The organism is Streptomyces sp. NPDC002911 (assembly GCF_053591835.1).
The window spans coordinates 195,233-215,550 of record NZ_JBSFUO010000001.1 but is presented as its reverse complement, the minus strand read 5'-3'; the positions used below and the strand labels follow the sequence as shown (position 1 = coordinate 215,550).

Genomic DNA, 20,318 nt, shown 5'->3' with positions numbered 1-20,318 from the left:
GGCGGGCATGAACTCCTCTCCAGGCCATGGTGATTCCGCGGCAGCCCGCCGCAGCCTCGAAGCGCTCGCCCTCGGTGACGCCTTCGGGGAGCGCTGGTTCCCGCTCTTCCGGCCGCCCCGGCAGGCGTACGCCGAGGTCCGGGCGCGCCGCACCCCGCACGAGCCCGTGTGGCACTGGACCGACGACACCGCGCTGGCGCTGGCGCTGCAGCGGGTCCTCGACGAATACGGGCAGGTCGAACAGGACCGGCTCGCCCTGTACTACGCCCTGGCCTTCGACGCGGACCAGGCCCGCGGTTACGGGCACGGCATGCACCTCCTGCTGCCGGAACTGCTGGCCTCGCCGGCCGACTGGCGCATCCTGGCGCCCGGGCTCTTCGAGGGCGGCAGCCTCGGCAACGGCGCCGCGATGCGGGTCGCGCCGCTCGGAGCCCGCTTCCACGCCGACCTCGGCCATGCCGCCGAACAGGCCGCGCTCTCGGCGGTCGTCACCCACGCCCACCCGGAGGGCGTCGCGGGTGCGGTGGCGGTCGCCGTGGCGGCGGCTCTGTCTGTGCGCGGGGAGTTCACGCTGGAGGCGGTCGCCGAGCGCACCCCCGAGGGTCTGGTCCGCGACGGCGTGCTGCGTGCCGCGGGGGTGCCGTTCGCCACGGAGCCCTGGAAGGCCGCCGACCTCCTGGGCAACGGGCAGCGCATCAGGGCCGACGACACCGTCCCGTTCGCGCTGTGGACCGCCGCCCGGCACCCCGGCGACCTGGAGGCCGCCCTGTGGTCGACGGCGGAGGGCTTCGGGGACGTGGACACGACGTGTGCCATCACGGGGGGCGTCGTCGGTGCGGCCACGGGTGTGGAGGGGGCGCCTGACGAGTGGCGCAGGAAACGCGAACCGCTGAGTTGACAGCGGTCCGGCGAAGCCCGGACCAGGCCGGAACTCTGCGCGGGTGCGCTTCGAGCCACGTCGGCCGATTCAGCTGAACCGGCGCGGTCGCGGGGCCGGCAGGACGTGTTCCATCGCGCATGCCATGCCGAGCAGCGCCGCGTCCGTACCCCGGCGGGCCACCAGCTGGAGACCGGCCGGACAGCCGTCCGGGGTGAGACCGGCCGGAAGGCTCGCCGCGGGATGTCCGCTGAGGTTGAACGCCCAGGTGAGCGCCGTGGAGTAGACGTCCCCCGGGCCTTCGTGGCCGTGCGGCGGGTTGGGCGTCACCGGGGTGAGCAGCAGGGGCGTACGGGCGAAGAAGGCGTCGAGGGCGCGGTCGTTCACGGCACGGAGCGCCCGGGTGGCGGGGGTCGGTGACTCCCCGCGTACCGCCTTCCACGCCTCCGCGGGGTCGAACAGAGTGACGGGGTCCCGGACGAGGCGGATCACCCCGGCCGCGGCCAGCCGCTCCACCGCGGCTCGCGTCACCTCGGCGACCTCCGGTTCCACCGATGCGAAGCCCAGGTCCGGGCTGTGGGCGGCAGGGACCGGAAGACGTGCCGGCCGGGGCACGTACCCGTCGAGTACGTGGCGCAGGTATGTCTCCGCCCGTGCCGCCGAGCTCGCGAGCACACCGGGGGAGGCGAGGCCCGTGCGGTCGGGGGAGGGCAGCAGTCCCGTCGTCGTCTTCAGGCCGAACACTCCGCACCACGCCGCCGGGATCCGTACCGACCCGGCCCCGTCGCTGCCCGTCGCCAGCTCCACCATGCCGGCCGCGACCGCCACCGCCGAGCCCGCCGAGGAGCCTCCCGGAGTCCGGTCGGGCCGCCAGGGGTTGACCGTACGGCCGTGCGCGCCCTGCCCCCATGTCTGCCAGGGGGCACCGGGGCCGGGGACGGACGTGGTGCCGACCGGGACGGCGCCCGCGGCGGCCAGGCGGCGGGCCGCGTACGAGTGGAGGCCCTTGCGGCCCTTCACCGCGAACGGCAGTCCGGCGAGCGGGAGGTCCAGGGCGGCCCGCTCCTCGGCGAGCGCGTCCTCGTGCCGGACCTCCGTGAACGCGTGGAGCTCCGGGTCCAGTTCGTCGATCCGGGCCAGTGCCGCCGCCACCGCTGAAGTCATGGGCTCAGTCTCGGCCCTCCAGCGCCGCCCGCATCACCGCCCGGGCGATCGGCGCCGCGTTGCCGCCCCCGCTGACGTCCGCCCGGTCGGCCGACGCGTCCTCCACGACCACCGCGACGGCGACCGCCGGGCGGCCGGAGTCCGGTGCCCGCGCCCAGGCGATGAACCAGGCGTACGGCGTACCGGAGTTGTCGACCCCGTGCTGGGCGGTGCCCGTCTTGCCGCCGACCGTCACCCCGGCGATCGCCGCGTTCGTGCCGGTGCCGTTCTCCACGACGTCGACCATCATCCGCTGGAGCTGCTGGGCCGTCGTCGGGTTCATCGCCTGGCGGTACGAGTCCGAGCCCTGCTGCCGGACCGTGTCGGCGTCGTCGGTGGTGACCCGGTCCACCAGGTGGGGGCGCCTGAGATCACCGCCGTTCGCCACGGCCGAGGCCACCATGGCCATCTGGAGCGGGGTCGCCGCCGTGTCGAACTGGCCGATCGAGGACTGGGCCAGCTGGTCGTCGCTCATGTCCGAGTCGAAAGTGCTGCGGGCCACCCCGGAGGGAATCTTCAGGTCGTTGTCGTTGAAGCCGAATCTGCCCACCGCCTCCAGCATCCCGTCCAGACCGACCTCGACGCCGAGATGGGCCATCACCGTGTTGCAGGAGATCCGGATCGCCTCCGCCAGCGACGCCTTCTCGCAGCCGCGCGCCTCGTTCGGCAACACGGTCGAGGTGCCCGGCAGGACGTACGGGGACGGGGTGTCGGTCTTCGCGTCCGGATCGGTGACCACCTCCGCGTCCAGCGCCGCGGCCGCCGTCACGATCTTGAAGGCCGAACCCGGCGGATAGGTCTGACGGATGGCGCGGTTGAGCATCGGCCGGCTCTGCGCACCGTTGAGCCGCGTCCACGCGTCGGTGACGGCGGAGCCGGTGCCGGAGAGGAGCTCCGGATCGTACGAGGGCGAGGAGACCAGTGCCAGGATCCGGCCGCTGGCCGGGTCGAGGGCCACCACCGCGCCGCGCCGGCCGTCCAGGCCCTCGTACGCCGCGCGCTGCATCGAGTCCTCGATGGTGGTGACGACATCGCCGCCGGGTTGCCGGCTGCGTGTGAGGTCACCCCACAGCGGGAGCGGGGCCAGGGCCGGGTCGGTACCGGAGAGGACACCGTCCTCGGCGTTCTCCAGCAGCGTGGTGCCGTACGTCTGCGAGGCGTAGCCCGTCACCGGCGCGTACAGCGGCCCGTGGCGGTAGGTGCGCTCGTACGCGAGCGGCTCCCCGGTGTCCTCCGAACCGGTGACGGGTTCCCCGCCGACCACGATGTCGCCGCGTGGCTGGTCGTAACGGTCGATGGTGGCGCGGCGGTTGGCGGAGTTGGTGTTCAGCTCGTCGGCCTCGAAGAGCTGGACACGGGCGGCGTTCGCCAGAAGGGCGAGGAGCAGGAGCAGACAGAATCCGGCGGCGCGCCGGATGTAGCGGATCACTGTGGCTCCCCGGCCGGCGAGGTCTCCGTATCGGGGTCGGGGGTGCGGGCCACGTCGCTGACCCGGATGAGCAGCGCCACGATGATCCAGTTGGTGACCACGGACGAACCGCCCTGGGCCAGGAACGGCATCGCCATCCCGGTCAGCGGGATCAGCCCCATCACCCCGCCCGCGATCACGAAGACCTGGAGCGCCAGGATCGAGGCCAGGCCGATCGACAGCAGCCGCCCGAAGGGGTCCCGCAGGGCCAGGCCCGCACGGTATCCGCGGGCCACCAGCAGGGCGTACAGCAGGAAGATCGTGGTGAGCCCGGCCAGGCCCAGTTCCTCTCCCGCGGTGGCCAGGATGAAGTCGGACTTGGCGGCGAAGCCGATGAGGATGGAGTGGCCGAGCCCGAGACCGGTGCCGAGCATGCCGCCCGCGGCGAACGCGAAGAGGGACTGGGCGAGCTGGCTGGGTCCCTGGCCCGCGTTGATCGTGGCGTACGGGTCCAGCCAGTCCTCCACCCTGCTGTGCACATGAGGTTCGAACGAGCCGACGACGAAGGCGCCCGCGGCGGCGAGGAGCAGCCCCACGGCGATCCACCCGGTCCGCCCGGTGGCCACGTACAGCAGGATCACGAAGAGGCCGAAGAAGAGCAGCGAGGTGCCGAGGTCACGTTCGAGCACGAGGACACCGACGCTGAGCAGCCAGATCGCGACGATGGGGCCCAGGACCCGGCCGGTGGGGAACTGGAGCTTCCAGATCCTGCGGCCGGTGTACGCGAGCGCGTTGCGGTTCGCGGCGAGGTACGCGGCGAAGAAGACGGCGAGCAGGATCTTGGCGAACTCGCCCGGCTGGAAGGAGAGTCCGCCGATCCGGATCCAGATCTTCGCCCCGTTCACCGCGGGGAAGAAGATCGGCACGATCATCAGCACCAGTGCCGCGGCGACTGACAGATACGCGTAGCGCTGGAGCACCCGGTGGTCGCGCAGCAGGACGACGACGGCGATGAAGAAGGCGACCCCGAGCGTGGACCAGATCAGCTGCGTCGTCGCCGCCCGGTCGCTCGGGGTCTCCAGATCGAGGCGGTAGATCAGCACCAGGCCCAGTCCGTTGAGCAGGACGGCGATGGGCAGCAGCAGCGGATCGGCGAACGGGGCGCGGAAGCGGACCGCGAGGTGGGCGAGCAGGGCGAGCAGACCGAGACCGGCGCCGTACCCGGCGACATCGGGGGGTACGGCGTTGTTCCGGGCGAGGCCGACGGCGGCGTAGCCGTAGACGGAGATGAGCACGGCCCCGATCAGGAGCGAGAGCTCGACCCCGCGCCGCTTGGGCAGGCGTAGCTCGGGCGGGCGTGCGTCCGCCGTCGTTGCGGTCATGCCCCGCAACGTAGCAAGAGGACGGTGTTATTTCCCTTATGTCGACTTCGTGGCACTCTTCGGCGGAAGGCCCCGGGAGGCTCAGCGCTGGTACGGGTTCTGGCCGCCGGGAGGCGCGTAGCCGGTCTGCTGCTGTGGGGCACCGAACGGACTGCCGTCCTGCCCGCCCTGGGCCTGCGCCAGCAGCTGGTCGGCCTGCTCCTTCGGTATCTGCCGCTCCCCGCCGCAGAAGGTGCACTGCGTCGCGTACTTCGTGGAGAACGGGAACAGCGGCACGAAGAACAGCGTGAACTTGGTGACCCGCTTGCGCAGGGTGTGCGCCGCGGGATTGCCGCACCAGCCGCACACCATCGTCAGCACCGCCAGCTGATGGAGATAGCCCCGCGTACCGAAAATGATCATGATGTGGTTCCTTTCCCCGTGTTTCCCAGAAGTGCCCGCCGGCAGAGTGCCAGCAGCTTCTCGTCCTCATAAGTGTCGTGACTGCCGTATCCGCCGTCCAGCGCGTTGTGGCGGCGTACGGAGAGGAGCTCGGCGCGGAGCACCCGCGTCGCGTCCGACCCTGCCTCAGCGACACCCATCCGCGCCAGACATCCCGCGACCCTGACTCTGACGTGCCGATTCCTCTCCCACGCGGAGAGGAGCACGGGCACGGCCTCACCGGTCCGCCCGGAGACCTCCCAGAGGGCGATCGCGGCGTCGACCCGGAGCCACAGCTCCTCATGTGCCAGCAGTGCCCGCAGCCTCGGCGTCACCGCCTCGGCGCGCCTGCCCAGCCCGCCCAGCGCGCTCACCGCCGCCCGGCAGGCGTGCACCTGCTCCGCCCGCAGCCCCTCGGCCAGCACCGGCAGCACCGCGTCCGCGTCGCCCGTGGCCGCCCACAGCGCCTCCGCCGCCTCCGTGGACGCCACCGTCCCGGGCCGCCGGATCAGCCGCCTCAGCTCCGGCACGGCGCAGTCCGCAGCCGGCCCGAACGCCCCCAGCGCCCGCAGGGCCGCCGTACGCAGCCACTCGCCCCGGTACTCGGGCGCACCCCGCAGCACCCGCAGCACCTCCGGAGCGGCCTCGCCCGCGCGCAGCGCGGTCAGCCCGGCGAGCAGCGGACTCGCCCGGTCGTACGCCCCCTCGTCCAGGCGGACCTCGCCCAGCCTGCGCCGCAGTGCCCCGGCGAGCGGGGCCGCCGCGTCACCGAGACACCGGATCGCGAACCCGACGTCGTGCGGTACCTCCGGCCGCTCCAGAGCCGCCGCCAGCGCGGGCAGCACCCGGGCGTCGCCCAGCCTGGCCAGCGCCTTCACCGCCGGACCCAGACCGGGCGGCCCGCTCGCCCACTCCCTCACCCAGGCCCCCGGATCCGCCGCCACCCGCCCGGCCAGGGCGTCGGCCGCCGGGGCGGCCAGACCGAACAGCTCCTCCAGCACGTTTGAGGCTGCCTCGGCGAGCCGCGGTTCCGGATCCGTGAGCTGCACGCCGACCAGCCGAACCAACCCCTCGTACGAACCGCGCCAGGCCCGGATCAGTCCACCGCTCATCCGTACGGCGTCGATGCGCTGCCAGGGGTCCGGGCTGCGCAGCTGGTCCGTCAGCAGCGCCGTACGGTCCTCCACCCGGTCGTCCAGGCCGCCGTGCAGCGTCCGCAGCAGGTCGGCCGCCCACGGGGTGCTGACCTGCTGCGGACGCGCGGACTCCTCGGCCGACAGCTCCCGAAGCCGGCCCACCAGCGTCGGCGCGGCGGCCCGGTCCGCCGCGCTGTCGTCACAGCCCGTCGCCTTCGCGACGCTCGGTTCCGGACGGACGGGCCGGGCACGCAGCTCGCGCAGCAGCTCCGACACCACCCGTACGACGTCACCGGGCAGGGCGTCCGGGGCGCACCTGGCCAGCTGGGCGAGGGCAGCGAGCCGCAGCCCGGGCGGATGCGCCTCCGAGGCGAGCCGGCACAGCCAGTCGGCCGCCTGCCCCGCCAGCGGCCGGTGGCGCAGGGCGATCCGGCCGGCGGCCTCGACGAGCGCGAGCCGCACCTCGTCGTCCGCCTCCACCGGCATCCGCTCCCGCAGCAGCGCGAGCACCCTCTCCGGCCGGCTGTGCAGCGTGGCCAGGGCCAGCGGTGCGGCGAGCCGCACGCCCGGGTCCTCGTCGGCGACCAGTTCGAAGAACTCCGCCGACCCGGCGGTCACGGCGGCCGCGGCCATCGCGTAGTTCGCCACGCCCTGGATCTCGTCCTCGTCCAGCTCGCTCTCGTCGTCCTCGTCCAGATCGATGCCGCCGATACTGGTGAGCAGCTCGACGATGCCGCCCCGGTCCCCTATGCCGGGATCCACGGCCAGCTCGAAGAGGAACGGGATGCACGCGAGCGTGCACGCGTACACATCGCCCTGGTGGTGCACCGCGCCGTACATCCCGTCGAGCGCGCTCTCCCGCTCCGCCGCATCGGCGGACGCGAGTCCGTACAGGAGCCCCGGCACGTCGTCGGCCGGTCCGTAGGCATGCTCCATCGAGGCCCAGTCGACCTCGTCGATCCCCGTGAACACGCCACACCCTCCCCGTGTCTTCCCACTGCCGCCCGGACCTGGCGGAATGCCGTGTCCGCGAAGCAGCGTCTGCGCAGAGTGTGCACCACTGCCAGGACAATCCACCGCCCACTTGCGGCCTTTCCTCGCGGTCCCCGCCCCACGGCTGTGCGTCCACTCAGCCCTCGGGCAGGGGCCGTGCCTGCCCGGGGTCGGTCAGCGGGCCGAGCAGATCCCCGTGCCGCTCCAGCCGTGCGGCCATGTCACCGGCGAGGAAGACGAGGTCGCCCGGCGCTCCGCAGTCCTCGATCTCGTCCCAGGTGACGGGCGCGGAGACGGCCGGGCTGCCCTTCGCACGCAGGGTGTACGGGGCGGCGGTGGTCTTCGCCGCGGCGTTCTGGCTGAAATCCACGAACACCTTCCCCGGGCGCAGCGCACGCGTCATCCGGTACACGGCCAGTGCGGGAAGCGCGCTCTGCGCCTCGACCGCCAGTTTCTTCGCGTAGGCCGTCACCTCCTCGGAGGGGGTGGGCTCCAGGGGGACGAGCAGATGCAGCCCCTTGGAGCCGGAGGTCTTCCCGTACGAGGTCAGTCCGTCCTCCGCCAGCCGCTCCCGCAGCCAGAGGGCGATCGCGCAGCACTCGACGACACCCGCGGGCGGCCCTGGGTCCAGGTCGAACACCATCCGGTCGGCCACGGCGGGGGAGTCCTGCCGCCACTGATGGGTGTGGAACTCCACCACCAGATTCGCCGCCCACATCAAAGAGGGCAGGTCCTGGGCGAGCACCTGCCGGGCACCGGGGTCGTCGCTGCGGGGGACCGGGGCCGTGCGCACCCAGTCGGGTGTACCGGGCGGTGGGTTCTTGGTGAAGAAGCGCAGCCCCTCCGGGCCGTCGGGATACCGGAGGAAGGACAGCGGGCGGTCACGCAGGTGCGGCAGCATCGCGGCCGCCGCCGTGGCCGCGTAGTAGTGCAGAACCTCGCCCTTGGTCGTACCCGTGTCCGGGTACAGCACCTTGTCGAGATTGCTGAGCGCCAGGCGCCGCCCCTCCACCTCAGTGATCGGCGTCATACGATAAGAATCACATGAAATCGTGTGAATGAGGTCGCGGCGGGCGTAAGGGGTTCATGGTGAGGTCCATCTGGAACGGCTCCATCTCGTTCGGGCTGGTCAGTATTCCGGTCAAGCTCATGAACGCCACGGAGAGCCACGCGATCTCCTTCCGGCAGATCCACCTCGAGGACGGTGGCCGGATCCGCTATCGCAAGGTCTGCGAACTGGACGAGGAGGAGATACCCGCCTCCGAGGCCGTCAAGGCGTACGAGGACGCCGACGGCACGGTGATCCCCGTGACCGACGAGGACCTGGCCTCGCTGCCGCTCCCCACGGCCAAGACGATCGAGATCGAGGGATTCGTGCCGTCCTCGGCGATCGACCCGCTCCAGCTGGACTCCGCGTACTACCTCTCGGCCAACGGTGTCCCGGCCGCCAAGCCGTACGCCCTGCTGCGCGAAGCCCTGAGACGGAGCGGCAAGGTCGCCGTCGCGAAGTACGCGCTGCGCGGGCGGGAACGGCTCGGCATGCTGCGGGTGGTCGACGACGTCATCGCGATGCACGGCCTGCTGTGGCCGGACGAGATCCGTGCCCCGGAAGGTGTCGCCCCGGACTCCGGCGTCAAGGTCCGCGACGCGGAACTGGACCTCGCGGACGCGCTGATGAACACGCTCGGCGACGCCGATCTGGACACGCTCCACGACGACTACCGCGAGGCGGTCGAGGAGCTCGTCGCGGCGAAGGCGGCCGGTGCACCCGTGGCGGAGGGGGAGGCCGGGGAGCCCGAGGGCAAGGTGATCGACCTGATGGCGGCGCTGGAAAGCAGCGTGCGGGCGGCGAAGGAGTCCCACGGCGAGGGCGACGGGCACGGGGGCGAGGTCGCGGACGTACACCCCATCGGGTCCGGCCGGGGCGGCGGCGCGAAGAAGACCTCGAAGAGGGCGGCCCCGAAGAAGACGGCTGCGAAGAAGACCGCGGCGAAGACGGCGTCCAAGACGGCGGCGAAGAAGCCCGCGGCGAAGAAGGACACCGAGAAGGAGCCGGCGGCGAAGAAGACGACGACCCGGGGCACCCGGAAACGCACCTCGGCCTGACGTGCGGCCGAGGCGCGCCCCCAGGGGACGCTCGCCGGCGCACTTCGGCTCGCGCCGGGGTCAGCCGCCGTCGACGTAGGCGCGGGCGGCGACCATGACGTCCTTGAAACGGCCGTCCGCGATGCACTGAGCGGGCGTCTCGTCCTCGAGTTGCGGGTTCATGCCGATCATCCAGGCGCGCGCGGTGTGGTTGTCCTCGGCGCTCTGGATGACGTGAAATGTCTGCAGCGTCGCGCGGAGGCGCTCTTCGGCCTCGTCGCGGGGCTGTGTGTCGCCGGCGGCCCACTTGCCCACCTGCCGCGGATCGCTGATCCGCGTGATGCGGGCGGTGATGCGCGGCCCGAGATTCTCCTGCAGGAAGCGGGCGACCTCCGCGATACGCATGCGTGTGGCCGTACCGTGCGCGATCTCGGCGTGGTCGGTGCTCAGCGGCGTGCGTGTGATGGTCTGCGTCATGGTCACAGGGGGTCTCCCTCGTTGTCATGGCTGCGCGCCTTGTACGGCGGTCGCGTGCCGGACGACGGGTGATGGGCATGGGTCGTGCGCGGGCACCAGGAGGCACCGCGTGCCGGCGTTCCGGCGCGACGCGGAAGAGATGTGTGCCAGGTGCTGTGAACGCTTCTCGGTGCGCACCCGTGGGGAAGCGTGACCGCGACGGGTGGGACGAGCTGGTGCGCGCCGGCTGTCAGTCTCGATGCCTGCCGGTCGTCGGAGATCCGGTGCATGGAGGCTGATGCGGCGCCGCGTCGATGCGGGGACCGGTGTGCTGGTGAGGTCGGGCACCACGAAAAGGCGGCTGCTGCAACGTGCCTAAGACAGCGCTTTGTTCCATCATGATCTTTGCCCCCATCTGAAGAAGATGCATTGAGACTACCCATCAACTCTGTCCAACTCCACCGCTTTGACTGTTGTTTCAGACACGTAATGCAGCGTCAAGTTGACGGGTCTGTCGGCGTGTTGAGTCGGTGACCTGCTGCTACAGCCTCTGGTGGACAGGTCCGGACGCGGTAAACTCCACGGCTTTTTCACCTCTTCGGAGGCTGGTACCTCCGGTGGTCTCCCCGTGGTTTTTCCTGTGGTCTCCCGGTGGTGTCCGTGGATCCGTGGATCCGGTCGAGGTCAGTCCAGGCGCAGGCCGTACTCCTTCACCACCCTGCGCAACGCGGCATCCTCCGGGAAGATCAAGTGCGACTCGATCCGGGTGAAGCCGACGTCGCTGTAGACCGCCCAGCACTGATGCATGCCGAGCCGGGACCGATAGGCGATCCCATGGATGAGGCGGCCGCCCTGTCCGGGCTCCCGCTGGCTGATGGCCCAGGCGGAGATGGCGCGGGTGATCTTGCGGTTGAAGCCCTCGATGTGATTGCGGGCCAGCTTGTCCACCTCGTTGAGCGTCAGCGTCGGCCGCAGCTCGTCGGACAGGGTCATCAGAGTGCGCTCGTCGTCGACGTCCAAGAACCTGGTGTCCTTGGACAGTTCTAAGCGCTCCAGCGTGTGCCGCGTCGTCCAGTCGGGAGGGAGCAGGCCCGGTGCGTCCTCGCCCGCCCAGTCGGCGGCCGCGGAGTCCTGCCAGTCGGGATGGGGGCGAAACGGACTGAGGGCTTCGGCCAGGCAGCCGTCCCGTTCGGAGGCACAGTAGAGGGTCCCGTACCCCACCAGGCTCCATTGGTTGCCTGCCGAGCTGTCCGCGTCTTCGCGGCTGATCTTCTCGTACCTCAGTGGCTCATGGACCTTGCCGAGCCGCCATACGCCCCGTTCGGGTGGGGGGATCAGCCTGACATCCGGCTGATGGTCTCCTCGTACGGTCATGCATGCTCCTCACTCGGGTCGGGTGACGGGTGGGCGGCGCGGCGCCCGGAAGCGTCAGGCCTTCGTGCCGCCGGCCGCTCGGGCGACGGGGCGCCGGAGGAGCGGACCGCTCGGACGGCCGGCACCGCGCGAAGCGAAGCCTCATAGGCGGGACGATCATTTTTATGCCCGGTTCGCTCCCTCACTGCGTGCCCGCCCAAAGAATCAGGGGCGCACGTAAGCTTCCGGGGGGCGCACAAGGGTTACCGGGCCCGGCCGTCACAGATCTCCGAGGTCCAGCGTCATCACGGCAGCGCCGGCGTGACCCGCCACGGTGAGGGTGACGCGGCCGCTTTCTCCCTCGGAGGGATGAGCGGACAGCGTGTGCACCGGCACGGTAAGGGCGAGTCGCAGAAGACAACGGCCGCTCGCCACGTCCCAGATCCGCAGCGTCCCGTCCCGTGAGGCGCCGGCAACGAACAGACCCACGCCTCCGGCCGACCAGGTGGCCACGGCATCGACGGACGCGGTATGACCCAGCAGGCGCCGGAGCGGCTCTCCGGTCAGCAGGTTCCAGAGCCGGACCGATCCGTCGCTTCCCCCGCTCGCGAGATAGGGCGGCACGTCTGCCTGCGGGCGCGCGTTGATCGCCAAGGCCCTGACCAGGCCCTGGTCGCAGGCGATCACCCCCGTCGGGGCGCTGTGGTCGATGCTCCAGAGGCGGACGGTGCCGTCCGAACTCCCGGAGGCGAACCAGTCGTTGTTCTCCCCGGAAGCCGCCGCCACCGCGCTGACGGGCAAGGTGTGAGCACGCCATGCGCGTCTCAGCACCGGTCCGTCGAGGTCCCACAGGACGACCCGGTGGTCGCGCCCGCCGCTGAGCACGACGTCCCGCCCCGCGGCGGTGGTGCAGGAGGCGATGGAACTCACACGCTGCGTATGCCCCTTGAGCCTGACGGCCGGGTTCCTGCGGCTGGTCGCGTCCCACAGACGGATGCTGTGGTCGGGTGCGGCCCAGAGCAGGGTCCGTCCCGCCGGACCGGCCGCCCAGGCGAGAGCGGGAGGCTCCCGGCCTCCCTCGGTCCCGAACCCGCCCTCGGGCGCCCCCGTCTCCAGGTCCCACAGGCCGACCGACTCCGCGGTCGCTACGGCGAGAAGAGGAGCAGAACCCTCTCCGGTGCCGAGTGAGGCGACCGCGGGCAGCCGCGCGTGGGCTCCGACGCCCTCCAGAGCGCGAAGCAGCGCAGCCTGGTCCCACAGCCGTACGGTCCTGTCCTCGGCGGCCGACGCGAGGACGTCCTCACCCGCCGCCGGAAGGGTGGTCAGCGCCGTGACGTGGCCCGCATGCCCCGGCAGGTGGCCTGCCGGCCGTGAACCGGAGGTGTCCCACAGGTCGATCCCGCTCCCGTTGGCGACGGCGAGAACGTGCCGCTCGCCGACCGTCAGCGCGGCCAGACAGGTGACGGGTCCGCCCGCACCGCCGAGCACCGTCCGCCTGCCCGCGGTGACGTCCCACACGACGACACTGCCGTCCGCGTGTCCGGACGCGACCTCTCCCGGGCGCCGGGTGGGAGCGAGGGCCCGCAGCGCCCGAGGGCCGGGCCAGGGGAGGGGCCACCGGTGAAGGACTTCGCCCGTGGAGGGCACCCGCGCGGTCAGGAACTCACCGGCGCTCACCAGAAGCAGGCTGCCGTCCTCCCGGCGGACGGTCGTGACGCAGGTCCTGTTCGTCCTGCCGACGGAGGCCAGGGTGCGGACACCGTCCGTCTCGCTCCAGCGCGTCAGCGTGCCGTCGCCCTTCCCGGACACCACGACGGGAAGGCCCGCGCCGTCCAGGTAGCCGGTCACGTCATCGGCCCAGACGGACCCGGGGCTGCCGACCTGGCTGACGAGGTGGCCGGTGAGCAGATCCCGGATGCGCACCGTACCGTCCCCGCTCCCCGACGCGAGGATGTTGCCGGCCGGGTGCCGGACACTCGTGAGGGAGCGCACCGCGCCGTCGTGCGCGAGCACGCGATCACCGACGAGCCCTCCGGTCGCCGGGTCGATGAACTCGATCCCGCCCCGTTCGTCCCCGGCGGCCAGGAGCACCTCCCCGTCGGGGTCGACGACCGGAGCGAGGGCGTGCACAGGATGCCCGACCGTGGTGAGCACGTGGGCGGGCGGCGTCCACCGGGACCACAGGATCTCCAGGCGGGACCCCTGCGGTACGGAGTCGGCAGGCAGCCCGGCACGAGGTACACCGGAATGGTTCAGCGCGGTGTGTGCCAGGTGCAGACCGGCGAGCCGTGACGTCGCGTCCGTATGGGCCGCGTACGGCTCGATGACGGCATACGCCTCCAGCCAGGTGCGCGGCCCGGTGCCCCTGGAGGAGCTGAGCAGCCCGCGGATGCTGCCGCTCGTCTCCCACGGCAGCACACACACCGGTACGTGGACGTCGTCCAGGACCCCGCCCAGCCGGGCGTGCTCCGCGAGGTGGCGCCGGATGTACGGGGGAGGAGGGTCCCCCTGTGACCTTTCCGAGGTACGCGCCAGGGCGGCGCTGATCGAGGCGTGTGCCGCCCGCTCGTCCGCCGGGTACCCCGCGCCGGAGCCGTCGGACGCACGCACCTCGTCGGGCGGCCCGTCCCGCGTGCCGTCATCCGTCCCGTCGGCCCCGTCGTGGGCCCACGGTCCGCTCCGCAGGATGTCGGCCAGCCGGGCATGGGCCGGGCGGTAGACGAGGCGTTCGTCCTCGACGTCGTGGCTGAGATACCCCGACAGCGAACCGTGCAGAAGCCTGTCGATCTTCCCGTCGGCCCCCGCCAGCGGACGGCCGAGGACCGCACCGGCGGCGGCCGGCCAGACCTCTCCCCAGGCCATGCCCCGGCCCTGGGCGAACGCCGTCGCACGCAGGAGCGCGAGCGCCTCCACGGCCGGCAGGCCGGCTCCGGCCGCACGGGCCAGGTCGGCCCGCAACAGGCCGGCCGTGCCCCCGTCCAGCTGGGCGAGCCACTGCCGGTCCCGCAGCAAGGACGGTCCGCCCGCGCGCAGTTGCTCGGCGGCGCGCTGGGCGTCCAGGAACGACGGCTGCACCTGCCGGGCCACCAGCGCCGCCGCGTCGGTCCGCTCCGGCTCGCTCCAGCCTTCCGCGTTCCCCAGCAGGGCGCGCGTGTACCGGTCGATGTCGTTCTCCGTGCCGTCGCCGTCCGTACGCAGTTCCCGGGCCGCGGGAAAGGCGGCGTGGAGCACCGACACGAGACTCGATCCGCGCAGCCCCGCCGGGGCACGAGGACCGGGGCTGGAGCTGCGTACCCCGAGCAGCAGCCGCAGCCCGCGCCGGGCGGCTCTCTCCCCGGCCCGGCCGGCCTGCTCCGGGACACGGCCCGCGGATTTTCCCGGCGTGAGCAGGCCGGCCAGTGGAGCCAGGACGTCGCTCACGCAACGGGCGGGACTCATCGCCTCGTCGACGGAATCCACCACGATCGTGAGCGCGGTGGCCGACTCCTCGATGAGCACACGCAGCTTCGCCCGCAGCGTCTCCTGCGCCTGACGGACGTCACTCTGCTCCGTCCGGTTCCCGAGCTCTCGGCAGAGCGCCTCCAGAAGGGCGAGTGAGCTGCGGTTGCGGGCGCTGACCGCGGCGGTGATCGCACCGTGGGGAGGAATGGCGGTGGCGGGAGAATCGCGTACCGCCGCGCCGTAACCCTCCGAGAACCGGAAATCCGAAGCGCTCAGGGTCACGGCCCGGCCGAGCACCGCGGATTTGCCGCTCGCGGCCGTACCGGTGACGATCAGCACGCCCGGTGGCCCCCGGAGGAACTCGGCCACGGCGCCGTTGAGTTTCTCCCGGCCCGAGAAGTACCAGCCGGTGTCCTCGGGCCGGGGACGGCCGCTCGCCTTCTCCAGCCAGTGGTCCGGCTCCCCGGCCTCGGACGTCCCCGATTCCCGGCTCTCCGCGAGCGGTGGGATCTGCGCCCGGTAGCCCGGATTGGGGATCGCGGTGGTCGGCGCGTCGAGGCGCGCCGTCAGGATGGGGCGTGGGCCTTCGATCGTGCGGTGGTCCCTCTCGTTGATGGCGTCGGTCGCCGCCCGCAGCGCTTCCACGAACTCCGCCATGGACAGATGGGGACGTGTGATCCCGCCGGCCCTGCGCGACCACGCGTGCGCCTCCTGGAGGATCGTGGCGAACTCCAGACCGAGCACTGCCGTACGGTCACCCGTTGTGGCCAGTACGTTCAGACGGTTTCCCTGCTCGCGGCCTGGTGCCAAATCCCGTAAGGACGAATGGAGTTCACTCGCGATGCCGGCGGCCTCGCACAGGTTGACGACGACCAGGACGTCCTGGGCGCACGAGTCCAGGGCGGCGACGACGATGTCGCACGTCGGCAGGGTCGTCGCCAGCAGACGTGTACGGTCCGTCTCCGGCAGCAGCAGGTAGTGCCGTGAGCCCGTGCCTGCCAGGCCGTGTCCCGTGATGAAGAGAACCAGGGGTACGTCCGGCTCGGCGTCCCGCAACTCGGCGCGCTCGAGGAAGATTTCCACGTCGTGACGTCTCTGTGGCTCACGCGTCTCCACCACGTCGAAACGCGCTCCCGGGGACTGTCCGGACTGCCACCAGGCGCGGACCGCCCTCAGCTGCTCGTCGATCGCGGCGCTGAACGGCTCGGTGCCGTCCTCCACGGCCAGCATGACCAGGAGCCCGGACCGGTCGGGGGCCGGCAGCTGTTCGGCCGCCGTCCGCCGGGGACGGCCGGCTAACTCGATCTCCACACGCTCCCCCTGCACTTTCCCTATTCTGCACAACCATGGACCGTCCGCCGCGCCGAACGCGCATTCCGCAGGCTGCCGATGCGCAGCCGCTCTCCGACAGGACCACGCAGGACGCCGTGGTCGTCGTACCGGGCATCATGGGCAGCACACTCAAGGACGGTGTGACGGGCCGTCATCTGTGGGGCCTGGGTGGAGCCTCGTGGTACGTCAAGGCATGGACCCACCCCCAGGGGCTGCGGGAGCTTCACCTGACCGAGGACGAGCTGGAAGGGAAGACCGGCCGGATCGAGGCCACCGGGCTCCTCGCCTCGACCGCCTGGACGCCCTATCTGCGCGGACACGAGCCCTACACGGCCCTGGTCGGGCGGGTGAGGAAATGCGTGGCACACGAGGCGGCCGTCCTGCCGTTCGCCTATGACTGGCGGCTGCCCGTGGCCACCAACGCACGGATCCTGGCCGACGCGGCGCGCCGCCACCTGAGCGCCTGGCGGAACCACGAGGCACACGACCGGGCACGTCGTCACCGTGTGGACGAACGCCCCGCGCGCCTGGTCTTCGTGGCCCACTCCATGGGTGGACTGGTGACACGGGCCGCCCTCGACGTCGGCTACGACAGCGACCTCGCGGCCGACACCCGAGGCGTCATCACCCTCGGCACCCCCTTCAGCGGTGCGGTCGCGGCCGCCGTCATCCTCAACACGGGACGTGGGACCCCCGTGCCCCTCCCCAGGCGCAAGCTGCGGTCCCTGTGCGCCACGATGCCCGGACTGCACGACCTGCTGCCCCAGTACCGGAGCGTCCGCGAGGACGACGGCATCCGCCCTCTCACGCCCGAAGACGTGGCGGCCATCGGCGGCAGCGCCGAGCTGGCGCGCGCGGCACGGGACTTCCATGCGGGCCAGCGGCACATCGAGCTGCCCGACCACCGGTCCGTCGTGGGGATCAACCAGCCCACGTGGCAGAGCCTCGGCCTGCGTGACGGGCAGGTCGAGGCATTCCCCGACGGCGCCCGTCAGAACAGCGACGGCACCTTCATTCGGGACCGGCACGACAGGCTGCGCTACTTCGCCGTACAGGGAGACGGCACCGTCTACAAGGAGTCCGCGGAGATCACCGCCGCCGCGACGCCCCTTCCCCTGCAGCACGGCTCGCTCGCCGTCGAGGACACGGCGCTCGACGCGGTCGAGGAGATCCTCGCCAGGGACACGCACCTGGGTCCGCCGCAGGGCCAGTTCGGCTGCGGTCTCACGGTTCCCGACATCGCCGAGGCGGGCAGTTCCTGGACCCTGTCCCTGAACGGGGTCGATTCCTTGGCGGGCCTCACCTGCCGTATCCAGGATGTCGAAGATCCGACGACGGGCCGGGAGCTGCGTCCGGGGTGGATGGACGGTGGTATCGGTACCCGGGTGACCGTCGACAGCCCGGGACTGCACCGTGTGGAGGTGCGGACCCGTGACGGGTTCCGGATCACCCAGGTCGTCCTCGTGACGGACCCCGCGCTCCGGCTCGAAGAGGCGGTGTGACACTCACCGGCCGTGGCACGGTGTCCGCAAGGACCGCCCCGCAGTGACGTGCGCAGGGCCGCGACCGGCGCGTGCCGGCGGGATCTCCGTGGAAACGACCACGAGGGAGCGGCACACCCCGGGCACCCCCGGGCATGCTTCGGGACGTCGCCGCCGGAGGCCGTCCGCCTGGGCTGTGCGGGTCCATGTCGCCCCGTGCGACCGACCCGGAAGGAACCCCGTGACCGTGCAGCCGTCCGATGCCGCTCGTACAGGTGATGAAACAACCGTTTCCGAGGTCGGGGACGAAGTGCGGACCATGATGGACGCCTATCCGGCGCCGGGTCTCCCCCTGGCCTGACCGGGACGTCGGAGCAGCCCGGGGCACACAGGGCGCCGGACCGCTCCGGAACGCCGTGTCCCCGACTCCGCGCGCCCGCTCTGCGCCCTGTGCCGAGGACGGGCCGCGGTACAGGCTGGGGGAAGTATGGATGGCCGGCGGGGTGAACAGAGGGGGCACGATGCACGATCTCAAGGTCACGTCATGGCAGCTCTTCGGGCACGACCGGCTCTATGTGAACCTGCCGGACGGCACCGCGATCGGATGGGCTGACCGGGGCAGCGGCACGATCACGGTCCTGCACCCGCGCTACCGCGACGCCGTGACCGACGCGCTCGCGCGCCAGGTCCCGGACCTGCCGGCGCTCGTCGGCGAGGGCGCCCCGATCGGGCCACCGGCCCCGCGGACCCCGCCCCCGGCCCCGCGGATCCCGCCCGTGAGGGGGATACGGAAGCGGGGCGCCGCACAGGAGACAGCACCGGTGCGGGTGGCAGCACCTGTGCGCGAGCCGGCACCGGTGCAGGATTTGGCGCCAGCACCGGAGAGGGTGCGGGAGGCGGTGCCTGTGACGGATCCGTCGTCCGGGCCGGAACCGTCGTCCGGCCCGGATACGGGGCAGCGGCGACGACGGCCGGCTGTCCTCCCCGCCCTGACACCCGCGAGCGATCTCTCGTCCCGGAGGCCGGGGGCCGGGCTCCGGGAGCAGCTCGGCGAGTCCGGAACCGGGGCGCTCGTGCGGGCGGCCACCGGGGCGCTGCGGCGGCACAAGGACGCGGACCCGCGCCGCGGCGCCCTCGCGGGGGAGCGGCGGGTGGGGGCCGAACTCAAGCGGCTGACCCGGCACGGCTGGCGCGTCCTGCACTCCGTGCCGCTGCCGGACGGCTCCGAGATCGGGCATCTGCTCATCGGGCCCGGCGGTGTGTTCGCGGTGAGCACCGAGCACCGACCCGGGGCATCGGTACGGATCGGGGACGGCACTCTGCGGATCGACGACGGCACCCCGCAGCCGTACGAGCTCGACGGCCGTCCCGCTGCCCGGCGGGCCCGGGCGGCACTGGAGGCGTACTGCACCTTCGAGGTGCCCGTACAGACCGTGCTCGTGTTCACCGGCGTCACCGCGCTGGAGGTGGTCGCCACCCCGGCCGGTGTCCGCGTCTGCCGCGAGCGTCAGGTGGCCACCCTCGCCCCGCTGACCGGCGTCCTCACCGCCACCCAGGTGGAGCGGGTCTACGACGTCGCGCGCAACGGGGAGGCGTGGCTGGACGCGTGAGCCCGGGACACGGCCGGTAGATTCCCCGGTGCCACCGCCACCGCCACCGCCATCGCCACCGCCGGCGCCGCGCCATCGCCGTGCCGTTGCCGTGCCGCCGAAGGGGAAGACGCCATGAAACTCCGCTGTGCCGTGCTCGACGACTACCAGTCCGCGGCGGTCGACGCCGCCGACTGGTCGCCCGTCGCCGATGACATCGACGTGGTCACTTTCGCCGACCACTGCGCCACCGAGGACGAACTGGCCGAGCGCCTGGCCGGGTTCGACATCGTCGTCACCCTCCGGGAGCGTGTGCCGTTCCCCGCCACGCTGATCGGGCGGCTGCCCCGGCTCCGGCTGCTCGTGGCCTCCGGCATGCGCAACACGTCGATCGACTACGCCGCCGCCGAGCGGCACGGGGTCACCGTCTGCGGCACGGCCAGCACGGCCACCCCGCCGGTCGAGCTCACCTGGGCGCTCCTGCTCGGACTGGCGCGCGGGCTCGTGACAGAGGTGAACGCACTGCGGACCGGCGGCCCCTGGCAGTCCACCGTCGGAGCCGACCTGCACGGGCGCAGGCTCGGAATCCTCGGGCTGGGAAAGATCGGCAGCAGGGTCGCCGATGTCGGTCGCGCCTTCGGCATGGACGTGGTCGCCTGGAGCCGGAACCTGACCCCGGAGCGGGCCGAGGAGGCCGGGGTGGGATTCGCCGCGTCCAAGGAAGAGCTGCTGGAGACCAGCGACTTCGTCTCCGTACACCTGGTGCTGAGCGAGCGCACGCGTGGACTGCTGGGCGCGAAGGAGCTCGGGCTGATGCGGCCTGGCAGCTATCTCGTCAACACCTCCCGGGCGGCGATCGTCGACCAGGACGCGCTGCTCGACGTGCTGCGCAGAGGGGCCATCGCGGGAGCAGGCGTCGATGTGTTCGACGTCGAGCCCCTCCCGGCGGACCACCCGATGCGCAGCGCGCCGCGCCTCCTTGCCACGCCGCACCTGGGGTATGTGTCGCAGGCCAACTACGCGGCGTACTACGGGGACGCGGTCGAGGACATCCGCGCCTACCTCGACGGCGAGCCGGTTCGCCGCCTCGGCTGAAGAGCGAAGTAGCGTGTGCACGGGGGAACTTCGCCCCTCTCCGGACAGGAAGGCCCACCGCGTGCAC

The 20,318-nt window shown here is 72.1% G+C and carries 14 protein-coding genes; 5 read left to right on the top strand and 9 right to left on the bottom strand.

Features of this window, described 5'->3' with window-relative positions; genetic code table 11:
* Positions 1 to 7 precede the first annotated feature (7 nt).
* Positions 8 to 898 carry an ADP-ribosylglycohydrolase family protein gene (locus ACWD04_RS00915; protein ID WP_451126715.1) on the top strand — a complete coding sequence of 297 codons (891 nt, stop codon included), beginning with the start codon at positions 8 to 10 and terminating at the stop codon, positions 896 to 898.
* Between the two features lie 69 nt (positions 899 to 967).
* On the opposite strand, the gene ACWD04_RS00910 is transcribed toward ACWD04_RS00915, so the two are convergent.
* From ACWD04_RS00910 to ligD, 6 genes are all read right to left on the bottom strand, one after another.
* Complete coding sequence (locus tag ACWD04_RS00910; protein WP_451126713.1) at positions 968 to 2,041, bottom strand: amidase family protein; 1,074 nt, start codon at positions 2,039 to 2,041, stop codon at positions 968 to 970.
* Between the two features lie 4 nt (positions 2,042 to 2,045).
* Positions 2,046 to 3,509 carry a peptidoglycan D,D-transpeptidase FtsI family protein gene (locus ACWD04_RS00905; RefSeq protein ID WP_451126710.1) on the bottom strand — a complete coding sequence of 488 codons (1,464 nt, stop codon included), beginning with the start codon at positions 3,507 to 3,509 and terminating at the stop codon, positions 2,046 to 2,048.
* A complete protein-coding gene (locus ACWD04_RS00900; protein WP_451126708.1) occupies positions 3,506 to 4,870 on the bottom strand; it encodes an FtsW/RodA/SpoVE family cell cycle protein in 1,365 nt (454 codons plus the stop codon). Before ACWD04_RS00900 ends, ACWD04_RS00905 begins: the two co-directional genes overlap by 4 nt.
* Before the next feature lie 81 nt (positions 4,871 to 4,951).
* A complete protein-coding gene (locus tag ACWD04_RS00895) occupies positions 4,952 to 5,272 on the bottom strand; it encodes a zinc-ribbon domain-containing protein (RefSeq protein WP_451126706.1) in 321 nt (106 codons plus the stop codon).
* Positions 5,269 to 7,398, bottom strand: coding sequence for a HEAT repeat domain-containing protein (locus ACWD04_RS00890; protein ID WP_451126704.1), 2,130 nt, complete (start codon positions 7,396 to 7,398; stop codon positions 5,269 to 5,271). Before ACWD04_RS00890 ends, ACWD04_RS00895 begins: the two co-directional genes overlap by 4 nt.
* Positions 7,399 to 7,555: 157 nt before the next feature.
* Entirely contained in the window at positions 7,556 to 8,449 is an 894-nt protein-coding gene (gene ligD / locus ACWD04_RS00885) for a non-homologous end-joining DNA ligase (protein ID WP_451126702.1), read from the bottom strand.
* Between the two features lie 59 nt (positions 8,450 to 8,508).
* Here ligD and ku point away from each other — a divergent pair, with 59 nt between their 5' ends.
* A complete protein-coding gene (gene ku / locus ACWD04_RS00880; protein WP_451127419.1) occupies positions 8,509 to 9,525 on the top strand; it encodes a non-homologous end joining protein Ku in 1,017 nt (338 codons plus the stop codon).
* A gap of 60 nt (positions 9,526 to 9,585) precedes the next feature.
* Here ku and ACWD04_RS00875 read toward each other — a convergent pair whose 3' ends face one another.
* The 3 genes from ACWD04_RS00875 to ACWD04_RS00865 form a co-directional block, all read right to left on the bottom strand.
* Positions 9,586 to 9,981: an XRE family transcriptional regulator gene (locus ACWD04_RS00875; protein ID WP_451126700.1), complete on the bottom strand. Its 396-nt coding sequence runs from the start codon at positions 9,979 to 9,981 to the stop codon at positions 9,586 to 9,588.
* Between the two features lie 663 nt (positions 9,982 to 10,644).
* Positions 10,645 to 11,334, bottom strand: a complete 690-nt coding sequence (locus ACWD04_RS00870) for an RES domain-containing protein (protein ID WP_451126698.1) — start codon at positions 11,332 to 11,334, stop codon at positions 10,645 to 10,647.
* A 258-nt stretch (positions 11,335 to 11,592) separates the two neighbouring features.
* Complete coding sequence (locus ACWD04_RS00865; protein WP_451126696.1) at positions 11,593 to 16,065, bottom strand: hypothetical protein; 4,473 nt, start codon at positions 16,063 to 16,065, stop codon at positions 11,593 to 11,595.
* A gap of 35 nt (positions 16,066 to 16,100) precedes the next feature.
* Here ACWD04_RS00865 and ACWD04_RS00860 point away from each other — a divergent pair, with 35 nt between their 5' ends.
* The 3 genes from ACWD04_RS00860 to ACWD04_RS00850 all read left to right on the top strand — a co-directional run bounded on the left by ACWD04_RS00860 (position 16,101) and on the right by ACWD04_RS00850 (position 20,251).
* Positions 16,101 to 17,588, top strand: a complete 1,488-nt coding sequence (locus ACWD04_RS00860) for an esterase/lipase family protein (RefSeq protein WP_451126694.1) — start codon at positions 16,101 to 16,103, stop codon at positions 17,586 to 17,588.
* Between the two features lie 500 nt (positions 17,589 to 18,088).
* Complete coding sequence (locus tag ACWD04_RS00855) at positions 18,089 to 19,177, top strand: NERD domain-containing protein (protein WP_451126692.1); 1,089 nt, start codon at positions 18,089 to 18,091, stop codon at positions 19,175 to 19,177.
* Between the two features lie 114 nt (positions 19,178 to 19,291).
* On the top strand, positions 19,292 to 20,251 hold the full coding sequence (locus ACWD04_RS00850; RefSeq protein WP_451126690.1) for a D-2-hydroxyacid dehydrogenase family protein: 960 nt from the start codon (positions 19,292 to 19,294) through the stop codon (positions 20,249 to 20,251).
* Positions 20,252 to 20,318: the final 67 nt, after the last annotated feature.